13 protein-coding genes are annotated in these 16,468 nt (G+C 69.2%); 1 reads left to right on the forward strand and 12 read right to left on the reverse strand.

The window, feature by feature from the left end:
* Positions 1-5: 5 nt before the first annotated feature.
* The 10 genes from AB0J95_RS15540 to AB0J95_RS15585 all read right to left on the reverse strand — a co-directional run bounded on the left by AB0J95_RS15540 (position 6) and on the right by AB0J95_RS15585 (position 13,082).
* The gene (locus AB0J95_RS15540; RefSeq protein WP_364757509.1) at positions 6-1,451 is read right to left on the reverse strand and encodes an endo-1,4-beta-xylanase; all 1,446 of its coding nucleotides are present in this window, start codon (positions 1,449-1,451) and stop codon (positions 6-8) included.
* Between the two features lie 85 nt (positions 1,452-1,536).
* Positions 1,537-4,392 (reverse strand): PQQ-dependent sugar dehydrogenase, encoded by a 2,856-nt coding sequence (locus AB0J95_RS15545; protein WP_364757511.1) that lies wholly within the window; start codon positions 4,390-4,392, stop codon positions 1,537-1,539.
* Positions 4,393-4,515: 123 nt separating this feature from the next.
* Complete coding sequence (locus AB0J95_RS15550) at positions 4,516-5,694, reverse strand: ThuA domain-containing protein (protein ID WP_364757512.1); 1,179 nt, start codon at positions 5,692-5,694, stop codon at positions 4,516-4,518.
* 333 nt (positions 5,695-6,027) lie between these two features.
* Positions 6,028-6,825 (reverse strand): FadR/GntR family transcriptional regulator, encoded by a 798-nt coding sequence (locus tag AB0J95_RS15555; protein ID WP_364757513.1) that lies wholly within the window; start codon positions 6,823-6,825, stop codon positions 6,028-6,030.
* A gap of 114 nt (positions 6,826-6,939) precedes the next feature.
* Positions 6,940-7,503 carry a DJ-1/PfpI family protein gene (locus AB0J95_RS15560; protein ID WP_364757514.1) on the reverse strand — a complete coding sequence of 188 codons (564 nt, stop codon included), beginning with the start codon at positions 7,501-7,503 and terminating at the stop codon, positions 6,940-6,942.
* 15 nt (positions 7,504-7,518) lie between these two features.
* Complete coding sequence (locus tag AB0J95_RS15565; RefSeq protein ID WP_364757516.1) at positions 7,519-8,613, reverse strand: ricin-type beta-trefoil lectin domain protein; 1,095 nt, start codon at positions 8,611-8,613, stop codon at positions 7,519-7,521.
* Between the two features lie 68 nt (positions 8,614-8,681).
* Complete coding sequence (locus AB0J95_RS15570; RefSeq protein WP_364757518.1) at positions 8,682-10,007, reverse strand: GH1 family beta-glucosidase; 1,326 nt, start codon at positions 10,005-10,007, stop codon at positions 8,682-8,684.
* Entirely contained in the window at positions 10,004-10,819 is an 816-nt protein-coding gene (locus tag AB0J95_RS15575; RefSeq protein WP_364757520.1) for a carbohydrate ABC transporter permease, read from the reverse strand. The genes AB0J95_RS15570 and AB0J95_RS15575 overlap by 4 nt, the downstream gene beginning before the upstream one ends.
* Entirely contained in the window at positions 10,816-11,784 is a 969-nt protein-coding gene (locus tag AB0J95_RS15580) for a sugar ABC transporter permease (RefSeq protein ID WP_364757979.1), read from the reverse strand. The genes AB0J95_RS15575 and AB0J95_RS15580 overlap by 4 nt, the downstream gene beginning before the upstream one ends.
* A 2-nt stretch (positions 11,785-11,786) precedes the next feature.
* Positions 11,787-13,082 (reverse strand): extracellular solute-binding protein, encoded by a 1,296-nt coding sequence (locus tag AB0J95_RS15585; protein ID WP_364757522.1) that lies wholly within the window; start codon positions 13,080-13,082, stop codon positions 11,787-11,789.
* A gap of 145 nt (positions 13,083-13,227) precedes the next feature.
* On the opposite strand from AB0J95_RS15585, the gene AB0J95_RS15590 reads away from it, so the two are divergent.
* Positions 13,228-14,256, forward strand: coding sequence for a LacI family DNA-binding transcriptional regulator (locus AB0J95_RS15590; RefSeq protein WP_364757524.1), 1,029 nt, complete (start codon positions 13,228-13,230; stop codon positions 14,254-14,256).
* A 78-nt stretch (positions 14,257-14,334) separates the two neighbouring features.
* Here the strand turns inward: AB0J95_RS15590 and AB0J95_RS15595 are convergent, their stop codons facing one another.
* Together AB0J95_RS15595 and AB0J95_RS15600 are read right to left on the reverse strand one after the other, a co-directional pair.
* Positions 14,335-15,015, reverse strand: a complete 681-nt coding sequence (locus tag AB0J95_RS15595) for a hypothetical protein (RefSeq protein ID WP_364757525.1) — start codon at positions 15,013-15,015, stop codon at positions 14,335-14,337.
* Positions 15,016-15,065: 50 nt separating this feature from the next.
* The gene (locus AB0J95_RS15600; RefSeq protein ID WP_364757527.1) at positions 15,066-16,439 is read right to left on the reverse strand and encodes an ATP-binding cassette domain-containing protein; all 1,374 of its coding nucleotides are present in this window, start codon (positions 16,437-16,439) and stop codon (positions 15,066-15,068) included.
* Between the last annotated feature and the right edge of the window lie 29 nt (positions 16,440-16,468).

Consider the following 16,468-nt stretch of genomic DNA (forward strand, 5'->3'; position numbering starts at 1 on the left):
CCTTCCTAAACCCGTTGGAGCTGGAAGCGTTGGTTGGCGTTGCCGGTCAGCGTCCACTGCGAGATACGCGCACCGTCCGCCGTGGACACCTGCCACACATCCATCGCCAGCCCGCTCAACCGGTCGACCAGGCTCACGACACCGCCGCCCTGGTCGATCACCTGCCACTGCTGAGCCGTGCTGTTGGCGTCGGGCTGCTGCGTGATGTCCGCACCCGAGCTCGCGTTGGCCACCTGGAGGACCAGTCCGCTGTGCCGTGCCCTGATCCGGTAGTAGCCGCCACCCGAGTCGAGGAAGTCGAACTGCTGGTTGAGGCCGCTGGTCACGGACGACTGAACCAACGTGGCACCGGCCGAGGTGGAGCCGCCGGAGATGGTGGCGGCCTTACCGCTGTGACTGGCCACCAGCCGGTAGTTCACCCCGATCTGAACCGGTGAGCCACCGCCGCCACCGACACTGTTCAACGCGGTCAGCACCGAGTCGTAGGCCGCTTTCTTGTTGCCGTTGCGGTCGAACAACAGCGGGTTCTCCCCGGACCGCCACGAGTCACTGTCCCGCACGCCCCAGGTGGTCATCCCGGCGCACTTCGGCACGTTCAGGCACGCACGAGCAGTGTTGCTGTAGGCCGAGGCGGACGCCTGCGCGATGTCCAGCTCGGTCAGCTGCACCTCGACACCCAGCGCGGCGAAGTTCGACAGCGTCGTCTGGAAGTTCCCGGGCGGGCCGCCGTTGCCGAAGTGCGACTGGAAGCCCACACAGTCGATCGGCACACCCCGGGACCGGAAGTCCTGCACCATCCGGTACACGCCCTGGGTCTTGGCCGAGTTCCAGTCCTCGATGGAATAGTCGTTGTAGCACAACTTCGCGGCCGGGTCCGCCGCGCGGGCCGTCCGGAACGCCTCCTCGATGAACCCGTTGCCCAGCACATCGTGGAACACGCTGCTGCGCTGCTGACCGCTCCCACCGTCGGCGAACGCCTCGTTCACCACATCCCAGGCGTAGATCTGGCCGCGGTAGTGGCTCATGAGACCGTTGATGTGGTTGTTCATCACACTGCGCAACGTGTTCGCGTCACGGATACCGCCGACCCACCCGGGCAACTGCGAATGCCACACCAGTGTGTGGCCGCGCATCCGCTGGTTGTGGCTACGCGCGTGGTTGACGATCTGGTCGGCCGAGCCGAAGGTGAAGTTGTTGCGGGACGGCTCGGTGGCATCCCACTTCATCTCGTTCTCGGGAGTGATCATGGTGAACTCGCGGTCGAGAATCGAACTGTACTGCTGATCACCCAACTTGAACGCGGCCACGGCGGTACCGAAGTACCGGCCGGACTGGGCCGCCGCCGCACCCAATGTGGCAGCCGCGGCATCGGCGGCGGCCGGGAACAGGGTCATGGTGCCGGCCGCGGCCAGGGCCGCGAGCGCGGCCCCGGCGAACCTCTTGCAGGGCATGGTTTTTCTCTCCTTTCGTGCCGGGGCAGGGGTCCCGGCACCCCGGACCACCGCTACACCGGGATCAGCGGGCAGCGGCGGTCGCTCAACGCAGAGTCCATTGCTGGTTGGCCTGGCCGTTGCACGACCACAGCACGAGCTTCGTGCCGTTGGCCGTGCCCTGACCCGAGGCGTCGATGCACAAACTGGACTGCACACCCGTGATCGTGCCGTTGGAGTTGACGTTCCACTGCTGGTTCGGCTGACCATTGCAGTCCCAGATGATCACCTGGGTCCCGTTGGTCGTCCCCCGGCCGCTCGCGTCCAGGCACTTGTTGCCATAGACCATCAGCTGCCTGCTGGACGTCGGCGTCCACGTCTGGCTGGCGTCGCCGGTAGCGCAGTCCGCCAGCTGGGCCTGGGAACCGTTGCTGTTCGCCACGGACACGCACCGGCCCGACTGGGTACCGACGATCTGCCGGTTCGACGGCGGCGGGGTGCCGGGCTGACCGACGCCCGCCCCGGTGAACATGACCCAGTTGACGTTAAGCAGGCCGCTGTTGTTGGTGCTGCCGGACGGTTTGCGGACCACGAAGTACAGCGGCCCGCTGGTCGCCGGCGGATTGGTCAGGCTCACTGTGACGTCGGTCCACGTCTGCCAGCCGCCGGTGCCCGGCACCGCGACGGAGGCGACCACCGTTGCGGTGGGCGATCCGGTGCGGACCTGGATCGTGCCACCGGCCGCCGCCGAGGCAACCCGGAACTGCATCCCGGTGATGCCGGTCAGGCTGGCCGGGTCGAACGACCACCAGTCACCGTCCTCAATGGACCCGATGTCACTGCCACCGCCCTGCGGGTCGGACGCGGTCTCGACGGTGACGCCCGGGCTGCCGGTGCCGGTGCCGTCGGCCACCCGGCCGGTCGCGCTGTAGAACTCGGCCTGCTTGTGCTTGGGCTGCAGGATCACCTGGGAGCGGCCGGTGAGCGGGCTGGACCCGCCCGCGCCACCCTTGTCGGTGTAGGACGCCTCGATGACGTAGAAGATGTTGTCGTTCTCGCTGTGCCCGGACGACAGCGTGGTCTGCACCTTCGCGGTGCACCCGTGGTACTGGTCGAGCGGGTGGCCGTGCTGGTCGTGGCCGAGGATGGCCTGGATGGTCACCGAGTTGCAGTCGACCGTGCCGTCCTCCGGATCGGTGACCGAGACCGCGAAGTCCACGCTGTCGCCGAAGTCGAACATCCCGCCGGACGGTGGTGCGCTGATCGTCAACGTGGGCATGGTGTTGCCGGACGTGACGGCCAGGCTCGCGGTGCCGGTGGCACCGGCGGAGTTGCGGACCGTGAGCGACGCGGTGTAGTTGCCCGCGGCGTAGGTGTGGCTCGGGTTGGCCGCGGTCGACGTCGTGCCGTCACCGAAGTTCCAGGAGTACGTCAGCGCCGAGCCGCCCGGATCGGTCGATCCGGCGCTGGAGAAGTTCACCGTCAGCGGCGCGGGTCCGTTGGTGCGGTCGGCACCGGCCTTGGCGATCGGGTTCGCCTGGCTGTTGCCCAGGTAGTCGACCCGCACGATGGACGCGTCGCTGTTGCCGCCGCCGTACCCCGTGCCCCACTCCACGACGTAGAGCGCGCCGTCCGGGCCGAACTTGAAGTCCATCGGCCGGTTGAACTTCATCGACGACAGCAGTGCGTCGATCGACGTGACCGTCGTGCCCGCCGAGTCGAGCTGGAACACGTACATCTTGCTGGTGTTCCACTCCGCGAAGACCGCGCGGCCGTCGAAGTCGATGGGCCACTTGCGGCTGGACGCCAGGTTCGGGTCGAAGCGGTACACCGGCCCCGCCATCGGGGCGCCACCGGACAGCTGCGGGAAGTGCGCCGGGTCGGCGTTGTAGTGGTAGTAGACCTGCGCCGGAATGGCCGGTGGCAGCTTGGTCTGGCCGGTGTTGTTCGGCGAGTTGTTGGTGGGGCCACCATTGCAGTCGAACTGCGGGCCGGATGTGTTGGTGGCGAAGTTGTAGTCGTTGTACGCCTGGTTCGGGCCGATGCAGTACGGCCAGCCGGCGTTGCCCGGGCGGGTGAGCACGTCCCACTCCACGGTGTTCTGCGGGCCGCGGTTCGGGTTGGCCGACCCGGCGTCCGGGCCGTAGTTGGCCACCAGCGGGAAGCCGGTCTTCGGGTCGATGTTCATCCGGAACGGGTTGCGTTCGCCCATCATGTAGATCTCGGGGCGGGTGTTGGCCGTGCCAGGCGCGAACAGGTTGCCGGACGGGATCGTGTACGTGCCGTTGGACTCGGGGTGGATGCGCAACACCTTGCCGGACAGGCTGTTGGTGTTGCCCGCGGTCCGCTGCGAGTCCCAGTACGCGCGGCCGGACCGCTCGTCCAGCGGCGAGTACCCGTCCGAGGCGAACGGGTTCGTGTTGTCCCCCAGGGAGAGCCAGAGGTTGCCGGTCTTCTTGTCGAACACCATGCCGGCGCCGTGGTGGCAGCATTCCTGGCGCTGCACCGGCACGTCCAGCACGACCTTCTCGCTGGACAGGTCGATCGTGTTGCCGTTGACGGTGAACCGGCTCAGCCGGTCGACATTCGCGGAGTTCGGCGAGTAGTACGCGTACAGCCACTGGTTGGTGGCGAAGCCGGGGTCCAGCGCGATGTTCAGCCCGCCGGACTCGTTGGCGGTGAACACGTTCAGGTGCGCGCCGGTGCTGGTGGCGCCGTTGGGCTGGACGACCTTGATGTCGCCGAGCCGGTCGATGTAGAACACCCGCCCGTCCGGCGCGATGTCCATGGCCATCGGGTTGCCGGTCTCGGTGTGCAGGGTGACCTTCTGGAACTTCGAGTCCGGCGGCAACGGCCCCGCGTCGGCGGGTGACGAGCCGAGGAAGAACACCGGGGCGGTGGCAGCGGCCAGTGCCGCGGCCACGAGCAGCACGCCACGGCGCAGCGCGGCAGATCTGGGCATCACGAACTTTCTCCTCGCGGCTAAGGACTGCGGGTGTGCTGAGGTCCAGCCGGCCCGGCGGGCGCGCGACCGGGCCGGCTGGAGACTTGTTTCAGCGGGTGCGGCGGACCTGTTCGAAGGTGCTCAACGCAGAGTCCACTGCTGGTTGGCCTGGCCGCTGCAGGACCACAGCACGAGCTTCGTGCCGTTGGCCGTTCCCTGACCGGACGCGTCGACGCACAAGCCGGACTGCACACCCGTGATCGTGCCGTTGGAGTTGACGTTCCACTGCTGGTTCGGCTGACCGTTGCAGTCCCAGATGATCACCTGGGTCCCGTTGGACGTGCCGCGGCCGCTCGCGTCCAGGCACTTGGTGCCGTAGACCGTCAACTGCTTGGTGGCGGTGGGCGTCCACGTCTGACTGGCTTGGCCCGCAACACAATCCGCCAGCTGGGCCTGGGAACCGTTGCTGTTCGCCACGGACACGCACCGGCCCGACTGGGTACCGACGATCTGGCGGGTCGTCGGCGGTGGCGGGGTGGTCACCGCGCAGTTCGCGGGCACGGCACCGGCCGCGGTCTGGATCCCGCCGAGCAGCAGGTGCAGGAAGTTCGCCTCGCTGAAGCTTTCGATGGTGTGGCCCATCCCGGTGTACCAGGACCGGCCGCCGTCGATGTTCTGGCACCACGTGTTCGGGTGGTCCGCGCCCATCGTCCCGCCCGAGTAGCTGGTCTCGTCCAATGTGGTCAGAACGTGCACGGTCGCCCGTGGGTTGGTGCGGAAGTCGTACCACTCGTCGAACCGGGTGATCTGCGCCGGAAGGCCTTGGGTGGACGGGTGGTTCGGGTCCTCGACCTTCACCCGCGCGTTCTGCTGGGCCGGGTGCTGCTTGAAGTAGGCGCCGACCAGCCGGCCGTACCAGGGCCAGTTGTAGCCGCTGTCGGCGGCGGCGTGGATGCCGACGAAGCCGCCACCGCGCTGGATGTACCGCTGGAGGGCGTCCTTCCCGGCCTGGGTGGTGACGGGATCACCGGTGGTGGACAAGAAGATCACCGCGGCGTACTGGGCCAGGTTGGCGTCGGTGAACTTGGTGTCGTCCTCGGACGCGTCCACCGTGAAGCCGTTCTGCTGGCCCAGTTGCCGGATCGCGGCGATCCCGGCCGGGATGGAGTCGTGCCGGAAGCCGGTCGTCTTCGAGAACACCCACACGCGGAACGGTGCCGCGGCATGGGCTTTGCTCGCCGGGACAATGGCGAGCACCAGCGCGAACGCCGCCGCGACAAGCACAGCGGTCGTGCGCAGAGTACGGGACAGCGTCGTCACGGGTACTCCTCGGATCAGAACGCAGGGTATTAATTTGTTGCCTCAACGAACTAATGAGGCGCAGAACCGGGCACCGGAGACAGCGCGTACGACATCTGCGATCCTCCGGCGGCCGAACCGCCGGCCGCCGCAGCGGGATGCCCACTCCCCATTCAGTGCGACACAATCACGTGCAGCACCTCGGGTGTTGTAGCACACATTTGTCAGACAGGTCCAGAACGCCTGTCTCCCCGGCAAAACACGGCCGGCGCGACCGTCGGGCCCCACGTGGTGGACCTGCCACCGAGGACGGACGAGGGCCTCGCTCCCCCGGTGAAAGTTACAAGCGGCGGGTCAGCCGAACAGCCGGCGCTGGATCTCCCGGCGGTAGTCCTGAAGGGTCTTGTCCAGGTGCACAGCGGCGGCCTCCGCCGCGGCGTCCGGGTCGCCGTCCTGAATCGCCTGGTAGATCGCGGCGTGCTCGTCGACCGCCTCGGCCGCGTGCCCGCCGACCGAGCCGTGCAGCCCGATGATGCTGGACTGGCGCTGCAGACGGCGGGCCTCGTGCACGGCCGCGACGAGGAACTGGTTGTGCGAGGCGGCCGCGATGCCGAGGTGGAACTCGTCGTCGCCGCGGTTGAACAGCTCGTCCTGCCCGGTCTCGTGACCCTGCCGGCAGGTGTCGGCGGCCGCCTTGATCGCGCGCAGCTCGACCGGGGTGGCGCGGGTGGCGGCCAGCCTGCTGGCCGCGGTCTCCTGGACCCGGCGGAACTCGAAGAGCATGTAGACGTGGTCGAGGTCGGTGGGCAGGAAGAAACCGCCCCACCGCGAGGAGCCCAGCATCCCCTCGTCGTCCGCGACGTACAGCCCCCGGCCCTTGTGCGCCCGCACCCGCCCGATCGCCGAAAGGATCTTGACGGCCTCGCGCACCACCGTCCGGCTGGTGCCCATCCGCGCAGCCAGGTCGTTCTCGGTCGGCATCCGGTCGCCCGGCCGCAGCCGCAGTTCGGCGATGAGCTGCAGGATCTGCTCGGCCACCAGCTCGTAGCCGGGCCGGTACGAGCCGGGCTGCCCAGCGCCATGCTGGTCCCGGAGGGCCACGTCGGTCACCGCGGCGCCGTCGGCCGATGCGGCTGCTTCGTCACGCGTCACCCTCAAGAGTATGACGACGTTGTCGGCAACAGGCGACCACCACCCGGAAAATAAGCATGCTTATCGCCGGGTCGTCGCGAGACGCGGCGGCCCGGCGACCTTATCGGCGTCCCGTCACCCCGCGGCGCCGGACTTCTCCAGCACCTGCATGAACGCGCGAGACCACTCGGGCAGGTCGGGCCAGCCGCGGCAGGACACCATCGCGCCGTCCACCACGTCCGGCCCGTCCACGAACGTGGCACCGGCCTGCTCCATGTCCACCCGCAACGGCGGGTACGCGGCCGTCACCCGGTCCCGCAACAGGCCGAGCGCGGCCGGCACCTGCGGGCCGTGGCAGATCGTGCCCACCGGCAGCCCGTTGTCGAAGAAGTACCGGACGATCCGGGCCACGTCCGGGTCCATCCGGATGTACTCCGGCGCCCGGCCGCCCGGGATCACCAGAGCGTCGTAGTCCGCCGGGTTCACCTCGGCGAACGCGACATCCACCGGCAACTGGTGGCCGGGCCGTTCGGTGTAGGCGTCCCAGCCGGGCTCGAAGTCGTGCACCACGAGCTTGACGGCACGGGTCGTCGGAGCGGCCACGACCGCCTCGTGACCGCCTTCGCGCAGCCGGAACACCGGATACATCGAGTCCAGTTCCTCCGCGGCGTCACCCGCCAGGACCAGCACTCGCGCCATGCTCGCTCCCCTTCCTCAGCGCACTGCCCACTGTTGGTTGGCTTGACCGTTGCACGCCCACAGCACGAGCTTGGTGTCGTTGGCAGTCGCCTGACCGGACGCGTCGAGGCACAGGTTCGACTGCACGCCGGTGATCGTGCCGTTGGCGTTGACGTTCCACTGCTGGTTCGGCTGGCCGTTGCAGTCCCAGAGGACCACCTGGGTGCCGTTGGCGGTGCCCTGACCGGACGCGTCCAGGCACTTGGTGCCGTAGGCGATGAACTGCCGGTCCGCGGTGCGGGTCCAGGACTGGGCGGCCTGGGTTCCGCAGTCCCACAGCCGGGCCTGGGTCCCGTTGGTGTTCGGCACATCCACGCACCGGCCGGACTGGGTGCCCACGATGTGCTGGGCGGCGGGCGGCTGGCCGGGGTCGCCGATGCTGCCGGGAACCGACCGCAGCGCGCTGTACCAGGTCGCCGCCATCTTGTCGTAGCCGTTCGCGGTCGGGTGAACGCCGTCGATCAGGTCGGCGGCGGTCAGCGCCGCGTGCATGTCCACCAGGTGAACGTGCTTGCCGGCGTTGACCTTGCTCTGCACCATGCCGGGGATCGTGGCGTTGAAGGTCCGGACCTGTGCTTCCTGGCCGGAGTTGGCCAGCGGGATGATCGTCGCGACGAACACCTCCGCGGCGGGCACGGTCGCGGTGATGTGGTCCACCAGGGCCGACAGGCGGGCCGGCGCGGTGCCGACGTTGAAGTTCTGCAGAATGTCGTTGGTGCCGATGTGCAACAGCACCGTGTGCGGCGTGGTGTTGCGCAGCCAGGTGACGATGCTGGCGTCGATCTGGTCGATCCGCCAGCCCGGGTGCCCTTCGTGGTCGTGGTCGCCGAGCCCCGCCGGGCCGTTGAACTGCGATCCGACGAAGTCCACCCGGTAGCCGCCGCTCACCACCCGCTGCCACAACCCGATCCGGTACCCGCCCGGAACCTGTGTGCCCTCGGTGATGGAGTCACCGAGGGGCATCACGCGGACCCCGCCGTTGGACTCGGCGGAGGCGGGAACCACGAACAACGACACACCGGCGACCGCCGCCAAGGCGGTCGCCACCAGCCGGCGAAGGCGTGTGCGCATGATCTCTCCTCCTCTGCGGGGAATCACCGCTCCAGGCGGGTGCGCGCGTCAGTCGAACCGATTCGACACTACTCGCCGAACCCGTTGTCCGCGATCACCCGCGCATACCAGTGCGCGGACCGCTTGAGGGTCCGTTGCTGGGTGGCGAAGTCGACGTGCACCAGGCCGAACCTCTTCGCGTACCCCTCGGCCCACTCGAAGTTGTCCAGCAGCGACCAGCAGAAGTACCCGCGCACGTCGACGCCCCGGTCGATGGCCGCCCCGATGGCCCGGATGTGGCCGTCGAGGAACGTCACCCGGTCGTCGTCCTCGATACCCGGGTAGGCGGCCCCGTTCTCGGTGACGTACAAGGGAACCCCTCGGTCGGCGAGGTCGACCAGCAGGGTCGTCAGCCCGTCGGAGTTGACCTCCCAGCCGCTGTCGGTCAGCGGCAGGTCGCGGGGCGGGAAGGTGACGTGCTCGGCGCCCACCCACTCCGAGGGCAGCCGCGGCTCGCCGTGACCGGAGACGACGTAGTCGCGGTAGTAGTTCACCCCGAGGAAGTCCACGGGTGCGCTGATCAGCTCCATGTCCCCGGGCTGGACGAGCTCGGCCAGGCCCGGCAGGACATCCGCCGGGTAGCTGCCGTCGAACACCGGGTCGAGGAAGACCCTGTTCTGCAACCCGTCGATGGCCCGTGCCGCGTCCACATCGGACTCGTCGGCGGGGTCGACCGGGGCCACCGGGAACAGGTTCAGCGTGACCCCGGCGACCGCCCGCGGCACGTTCTCGCGGATCGCCCGCATGCCCAGCCCGTGCGCGAGCATCAGGTGGTGGACCGCGGCCGTGGCCGCCTCCGGGTCGGTGCGGCCCGGCGCGTGGATGCCGCCCGCGTAGCCGAGGAAGGCACTGCACCACGGTTCGTTCAGGGTCGTCCAGTGCACCACCCGGTCGGCGAGGCACTCGGTGACCGTGTTGGTGTACTCGGCGAACCGGTAGGCGGTGTCCCGGTTCGCCCAGCCGCCCATGTCCTCCAGCTTCTGCGGCAGGTCCCAGTGGTACAGCGTCAGCCAGGGGGTGATCCCCTTGTCCAGCAACGTGTCCACCAGCCGGTCGTAGAACGACAGGCCCAGCGGGTTGACCGCGCCGCCGTCCGGCCGCACGCGGGGCCAGGCGACCGAGAACCGGTAGGCCTGCAGGCCCATCGATTTCATCAGCGCCACGTCGTCGGCCATCAGGTTGTAGTGGTCGGCACCGGGATCCCCGGTGTCGCCGTTGCGGACCGCGCCGTCGACCCTGCAGAAGGCGTCCCAGATCGAGTCGGACCGGCCATCCACTGTGGTCGATCCCTCGATCTGGAACGCGGCGGTCGCGGCGCCCCACACGAAGCCGGCCGGAAAAGTCACTCTGCTCATCCTTTCACCGCGCCCTGCATGATCCCGGCGACGATCTGCCTGCCGAGAAGGACGAAAACGATCAAAATCGGTACCGTCGCCAGCGTGGTCCCGGCGAGCACCAGCGAGTAGTCGATGTAGTAGCCGCTCTGCAGCTTCTCCAGGGCCACCTGCACCGTCGGGTTGCCCGCGTCCAGCACCACCAGCGGCCACAGGAAGTCGTTCCAGGAGGTCATGAACGTGAACATGCCCAGGAACGCGGCGGCCGGGCGGACCGCGGGCAGGCAGACGTGCCAGTACACCTTGATCATGCTGCAGCCGTCCATCCTGGCCGCCTCGACCAGTTCGTACGGCACAGCCTCCACTGTGTACTGACGCATCCAGAAGACACCCAGCGCGGTGACCAGGTTGGGCACCATCACGGCCCACAGCCCGCCGACCCAGCCGAAGTCGGCCATGGCCATGTACAGCGGGATGATGCCGAGCTGGGTCGGCACCGCGAGGGTCGCCACGATGAACACGAACAGCGGATCCCGCCCGCGGAACCGGAGCTTGGCGAACGCGAAGCCCGCGAGCGTCGAGAAGAACACCGTGGTCAGGGTGACCGTCCCGGCCACGATCAGGCTGTTGACCAACGCCTTGACGAACTCGACCGAGTCGAACACCCTGGCCGCGTTGGCCCAGAAGTTGCCGCCCGGGATCAGCGGCGGCACCTTGTCGGTGAGCATCCCGCTGTCCTTGCTGGCCACCAGGAACGACCAGTAGAACGGGAACGCCGAACCCAGCACGAACGCCGTCAGCAACCCGTAGATCCAGAACCCGGCCCGCTTCACGACGGGCCCCCGGTCGACGCGATCCGCCTGGTGAGCAGGAAGTTCACCGAGGCGATGAGGAGGATCACCAGGAACAGCACCCAGGCGATGGCCGAGGCGTAGCCGAAGTGCTGGCTCTCGAACGCGGTCTGGTACATGTACAGCGTCACGGTCTGGAACTGGTTGGTCGAACCGCCGTTGTTCGACCCGGGCAGGGCGTCGAACAGCTTGGGCTCGGTGAAGATCTGCAGCCCGCCGATGGTCGAGGTGATGATCACGAAGATCAGCGTGGGCCGCAGCAGCGGCAGCGTGAGACTGAAGAACTGGCGGACCCCGGAGGCACCGTCGACCCTGGCGGCCTCGTAGAGCTCCTTCGGGATCGCCTTCATCGCGGCCAGGATGATCAGCGTGTTGTACCCGGTCCACCGCCAGTTCACCATGATCGCGATGGCGATGTGGCTGGCGAACCGGTTGGCCTGCCAGTCGACCCGGTCCAGCCCGAGCGCCTCGAACACCGAGTTCACCAGGCCGTAGTTGGGGCCGAACAGGTTGGCGAAGATGATCCCGATCGCCACCAGGCTGGCCGCGTACGGCAGCAGCACGCCGACGCGCCACGCGGTGGGCATCCGCAGCCGCGCGTTGAGCAGTGCCGCCAGCAGGACCGCGATGACGATCTGCGGGCCGCTGGAGAGCAGGAAGATGCTGAAGGTGTTGGTCAGCGCCTTGTAGAACTGGTCGTCGGCGAACAGCTCCGCGTAGTTGTGCAGCCCGACGAACTTAGGGTTGTCGCTGCCCAGCTCCCAGCGGAAAAGCGAGACGTAACCCGTGTACAGCAACGGGAACAGCCCGACGACGGCGAACACGACGAAGAACGGGGCGATGTACAGGTACGGCGACGCCTTCACGTCCAGCCGCGCCAGCCGGTCCCGCGGCGTCTTGCGCTGCCGCGGGACCGGCCGGATGTCCGTCCGGACGTGTTCCTTCAGGGTCAACGGACGAGCTTCTTCGCGCCGTCGACGGCCTGCTGCCAGCCGTCCGCCGGGCTCTTGCCCTGCTCGACCGCGGCCAGCGCCGGGCTGGTCACGTTCTCCTGGATCTGGCCGTCCTTCGGGCCCTTGTACTGGGCCTTGGTCACCTTCTTGGCCTGGTTGGCGAAGATCTCACCGGTCTTGGCGCCACCGAAGTACGCGTCGGTCGTCGCCAGCAGCTCGGGTGCCTCGATCGCCTTGACCTGGCTCGGGAACGGCCCGGCGGCCTTGAACGCGGCCAGCTGCTGCTCCGGCGCGGTCAGCCAGGCGGCCAGCTCGGCGGCCTCCTTGGGGTGCTTGCTCTGCTTGGGCACGGTCAGGTACGACCCGCCCCAGTTGCCGCCGCCCTCGGGGAAGGCGTCGGTGACCGCCCACTTGCCCGCGTTGTCCGGGCCGGCCTGTTCCTTGATCACACCGATCATCCAGGACGGGCAGATCTTCGTGGCGAACGCGCCCTGCTTGAAGCCGCTGTTCCACTCGTTGCTGAACGCGGTCAGCTTGGCGCTCTGGTTGCGGGTGACCGCCCCGGTGACCTTGTCCCAGGCCTGCTTGATCTTCGGGTTGGACTCGATCGCCAGCGAGTCGTCGCTCTTGTTGATGTAGCCCGTGTCGAGCTGGTTGACCATGGAGTTGAAGATCTGCGAGGCCGAGTCGAACCAGGCCTTGCCGCCGCCCTTCTGCACGAACGTGTCACCGGCCGCGAAGTAGCTGTCCCAGGTGGCGAACAGGTCCTTGACCTTGTCCGGCTCGCTGGGCAGGCCGGCCGCGGCGAACATGTCCTTGCGGTAGCACATGGCCAGCGGGCCCACGTCGGTGCCGTAGCCGATCAGCTTGCCGCCCTTGCTCTTGCCCGCCTCGAACTTCCAGGGCAGCCACCGGGACGCGTCGGCGTCCTTGGGACCGATCTCGGCGAGGTCGTTGAACTTGTCGGCCTTGTCCAGGAAGTCCGACAGGTGTCCCTCCTCCAGCGCCTGGACGTCGGCCAGCCCGGAGCCGGCGGCCAGCTTGGTCAGGAACTCCTGGTGGAACGGGCCGCCCTGACCGGTCACCCGCGCCGTGATCTTCACATTGGGATGGGCCTGCTCGTACTGCTTGAGCAGGTCCTCGTAGCCGAACTTGCCGAAGGTCGCGATGGTCAGCTCGACCGGGCCGTTCGCCGTGCTCGACGGGGTGTCCGACGGCGTCGACGAGCTGGCGCAGCCGGCCGCGGCGGTGAGCGCTAACACGGACGCGCAGGTGAGCAGTGATCTGAGCATAAGTGTGCCCCTCATTGGACCGATCTGGGAGCGCTCCCAGAAAGTGATGCCCGAGTTTTACGCGCCTAGCTGGTACTGTCAAGGCCTCGTTACGGGAGCGCTCCCAAAATGAAGTCCGAACATGCTCTTGACGAAGGGGTGACGGATGGCGTCGAGTGTGAGCGGCGACCGGCCGACGTTGGAGGACGTCGCCGCGTACGCGGGGGTGTCCCGGTCGACGGCATCCCGTGCGCTCAACGAGGGCTCCTACGTCAGCCGCCGGGCGCGGGAAGCCGTCCTCGCCGCCGCCCGCGACCTCGGCTACTCCCCCAACCAGGCGGCCCGGTCCCTGGTGACCCGGCGGACCGGAGCGATCGCGCTGATCCTGTCCGAGCCCGAGACCAAGGTGCTGACCGACCCGTACTTCCTGACCCTGATGCGCGAGGCCTTCCGGATCCTGGCCACCGGGGGCAGCCAGATGCTGGTGATGTTCGTCGGCACGCGGGACGACATCCAGCGCACGACGAAGTTCCTCGAGGGCGGCCACGTCGACGGGGCGCTCGTCGTCGCGCCGCACGCGGGCGACCCGCTGCCCACCGCGCTGCGGTTGATGCGCGTCCCGGTGGTGTTCGGCGGCCGCCCGGGAAACGCGGGCAAGGGTATGTACACAGTGGACTACGACAACGTCGCCGGCGGTCGGCTGGCCGCGACTCACCTGCTCGAACGCGGCCGCCGCGGGATCGTCACGGTCTGTGGCTCGCAGGACCACCCGGCCGCCCAGGACCGGCTGCTGGGGTGGCAGAAGGCGTTGGCCGAGCACGGGATCTCGCCCGAGGGCCGGGCGGAGAGCGGTGACTTCACCCAGGCGGGCGGCGAAGCGGCGATGACCCGTTTGCTGGCCCGCCACCCCGATCTGGACGCCGTCTTCGCCGCGAGTGACCCGATGGCCGCCGGTGTATTGCAGGCGCTACGGTTCCACGGCCGTCGCGTGCCGGAGGACGTGGCGGTGGTCGGTTTCGACGACCACCCCTCGATGACGCCCACCCTCACGCCCCCGCTCACCTCGGTCCACCAGGAACCCGGCGAACAGGTCCGGCACATGATCATGATCCTGCAGGACCTCCTCGCCGGGCACACCCCACCGCTCAGACGCCAGCTCCTCCCGGTCTCCCTCACCATCCGCGCGTCCACGTAAACCGGCTGACATGCCTGCTCACGCGCGGCACCATGGCTTCCGGGAGGGGCGGCGGATCATCGAGGCCTTGCAACGCGGTCAACGGAACCACTCATGCGCGGCCGCCAGCGCCGTCCCGGCCGCGACCGCGCCCAGGACCGTCGCCGCGACCGTGCCCCGGCCGCCCTTCAGCGTGGTCCCACCGAGCAGGACCGCGCCGATCGCCGCCACCTGCAAGGAAAGTCCGTTCCCCGGGGGCGCCGTGGTGACCCCGGCCACCGACGCCAGCCCACCCGACACGACATAGGTCCACAGCCTCAACCTCGCCACGTCGACGCCCGCGTGCCCGGCGGCGTCCTCATTGGATCCCACGAACGACACGTGAAAGCCCCACACGGTGTGGGCGAGAACGACATGCGCACCGACCGCGATCCCTGCCGCGACAGCACATGTGACGATCGGGGCGACCGCAACGGCCGAGTTCTCCGGCAACCACGCCGTGATGGCCTGCGCGGCGGCCAGCATGCCGAACGTCACCAGGAACGGCGGCCAGCGGTGAGCCAGCAGGCCGTTGATCAGTCCACATGCGACACCGAGCCCGATCGGCACCGTCACCGCGAGGATGACGGGCATGCACGTCGCGAGTCGCGCGGACACCGCGCCGCACAGGACCGCCACGGCGCCGATCGACAGGTCGAACCCGCCCGCCGCGGTGACGATCATCAGCCCGGTCGCGGCGATCACCGCGCCCGCGACGGCCTGCGCCGGAAAGCCGGTCATCGCCAGAAGCCCGCACGCCACAACGGCAAGGACCAGGGGACGCGTGCCGGTTACGACGCGCACGGGATTCCCGCGGACCACCGGATCACGTCTTGGGTGGACAGGCCGGGCACCTCGGCCTCGCCGACGCTCCGCCCGTTGCGCAACAGCACGACCCGGTCGGCCACCGCCAGCGCGTCGGTGACCACCCCGAACGCCACCACGATCGCCGTACCCGCGTCCGCCAGTTCCCGGATGGCCTTGTGGGCGCCATGATCGGTGGCGACGGGCTCGGCGAGCAGGAGAATCTCGTACTCGGCCATCAGCATCCGGGCCAGCGCGACCCGGTGGCGTTCCGCGGCCGGGAGGGTGGCCACCATCCGGTCGGCGGCCGGCAGACCGGTCCTGAGCAGCTTCGCGGCCATGGACACCACCCGCCGCGAGCGCGAGCGCCCGAGCCAGCCGAGGTGTGGCTGCGCGACGGCGATGTTGCCGCCGACCGAGCCGGTGGCGAGCAGGTCCGCCGACCCGGCCAGGTAGCCGATCCCGGCCCGGGCGGCGTCGCTGGGCCGCCGCGGCCGGAGGGGTTCGCCGTGCACGAGGATGCGCCCGGACCGCACGACCGCGCTGCCCGCCAGGCTCGCCACGACCTCGTCCGCCCCGGGCCCGACCAGCGCGACGATCTCACCGGACCGGACGCCGAACGAGACGTCCTCCACCAGCCGCCCGGCCCGCAGGCCCCGTACGTCGAGCACGACGCCGTCCAGCGGACGCCCTTCGGCCGTCGACGGCGTGCTTTCCCGGGCGAACGCCGACGCGGCCAGGTCCAGGGCATCATCCGCCGGATACGGCCCGAAACCACGCCCGGACCGCAGGACGGTGGCGCGGTCGGCCACCTGGGCGAGTTCGCAGGAACGCGGCGTGGCATAGACGACCGTCACGCCGGTGGCCGCCAGCCGCCGGACCGCCGCGAGCAGCTCGCCGATCCGCGCCGACGGGACGGCCGCCGCCGGGTCGTCGAGCACGACCAGCTCGGCACCGACCGCCAGGGCGCGCGCCATCTCGACGATCCGCTGCTGCTCGAGCGGCAACCCGCCGGCCGGTGCCCCCGGGTCGAGCCGGCTGCCCAGCCGGGCCAGCACGATCCGGGCCCGCCGGGTCATCTCGGCCCGGTCGACCAGCCCGAACGCCCTTCTCGGCTCGGCGCCGAGCCACAGGTTCTCGGCCACGGTCGCCTCGGCGGCCAGCGCCGGTTCGCCCTGGATCAGCACCGACGGCCCGGTCACGCGGACCTCGCCCTCGTCCGGCCGGACCCGGCCGGTGAGCACCGCGCACAGGGTGGACTTCCCGGCGCCACCCGCGCCGATGACTCCCGTCACCTCCCCCGGCCGCGCCTCGAAGTCGACCCTGTCCAGTGCCGGCACCCCGCCGAATCGCTTGGTCAAGGACGCACCCAAGACCAACGCCACGTTCA

Origin of the sequence: Actinocrispum sp. NPDC049592 (assembly GCF_040675465.1) — a bacterium.
Classification (GTDB): Bacteria; Actinomycetota; Actinomycetes; order Mycobacteriales; family Pseudonocardiaceae; genus Kibdelosporangium.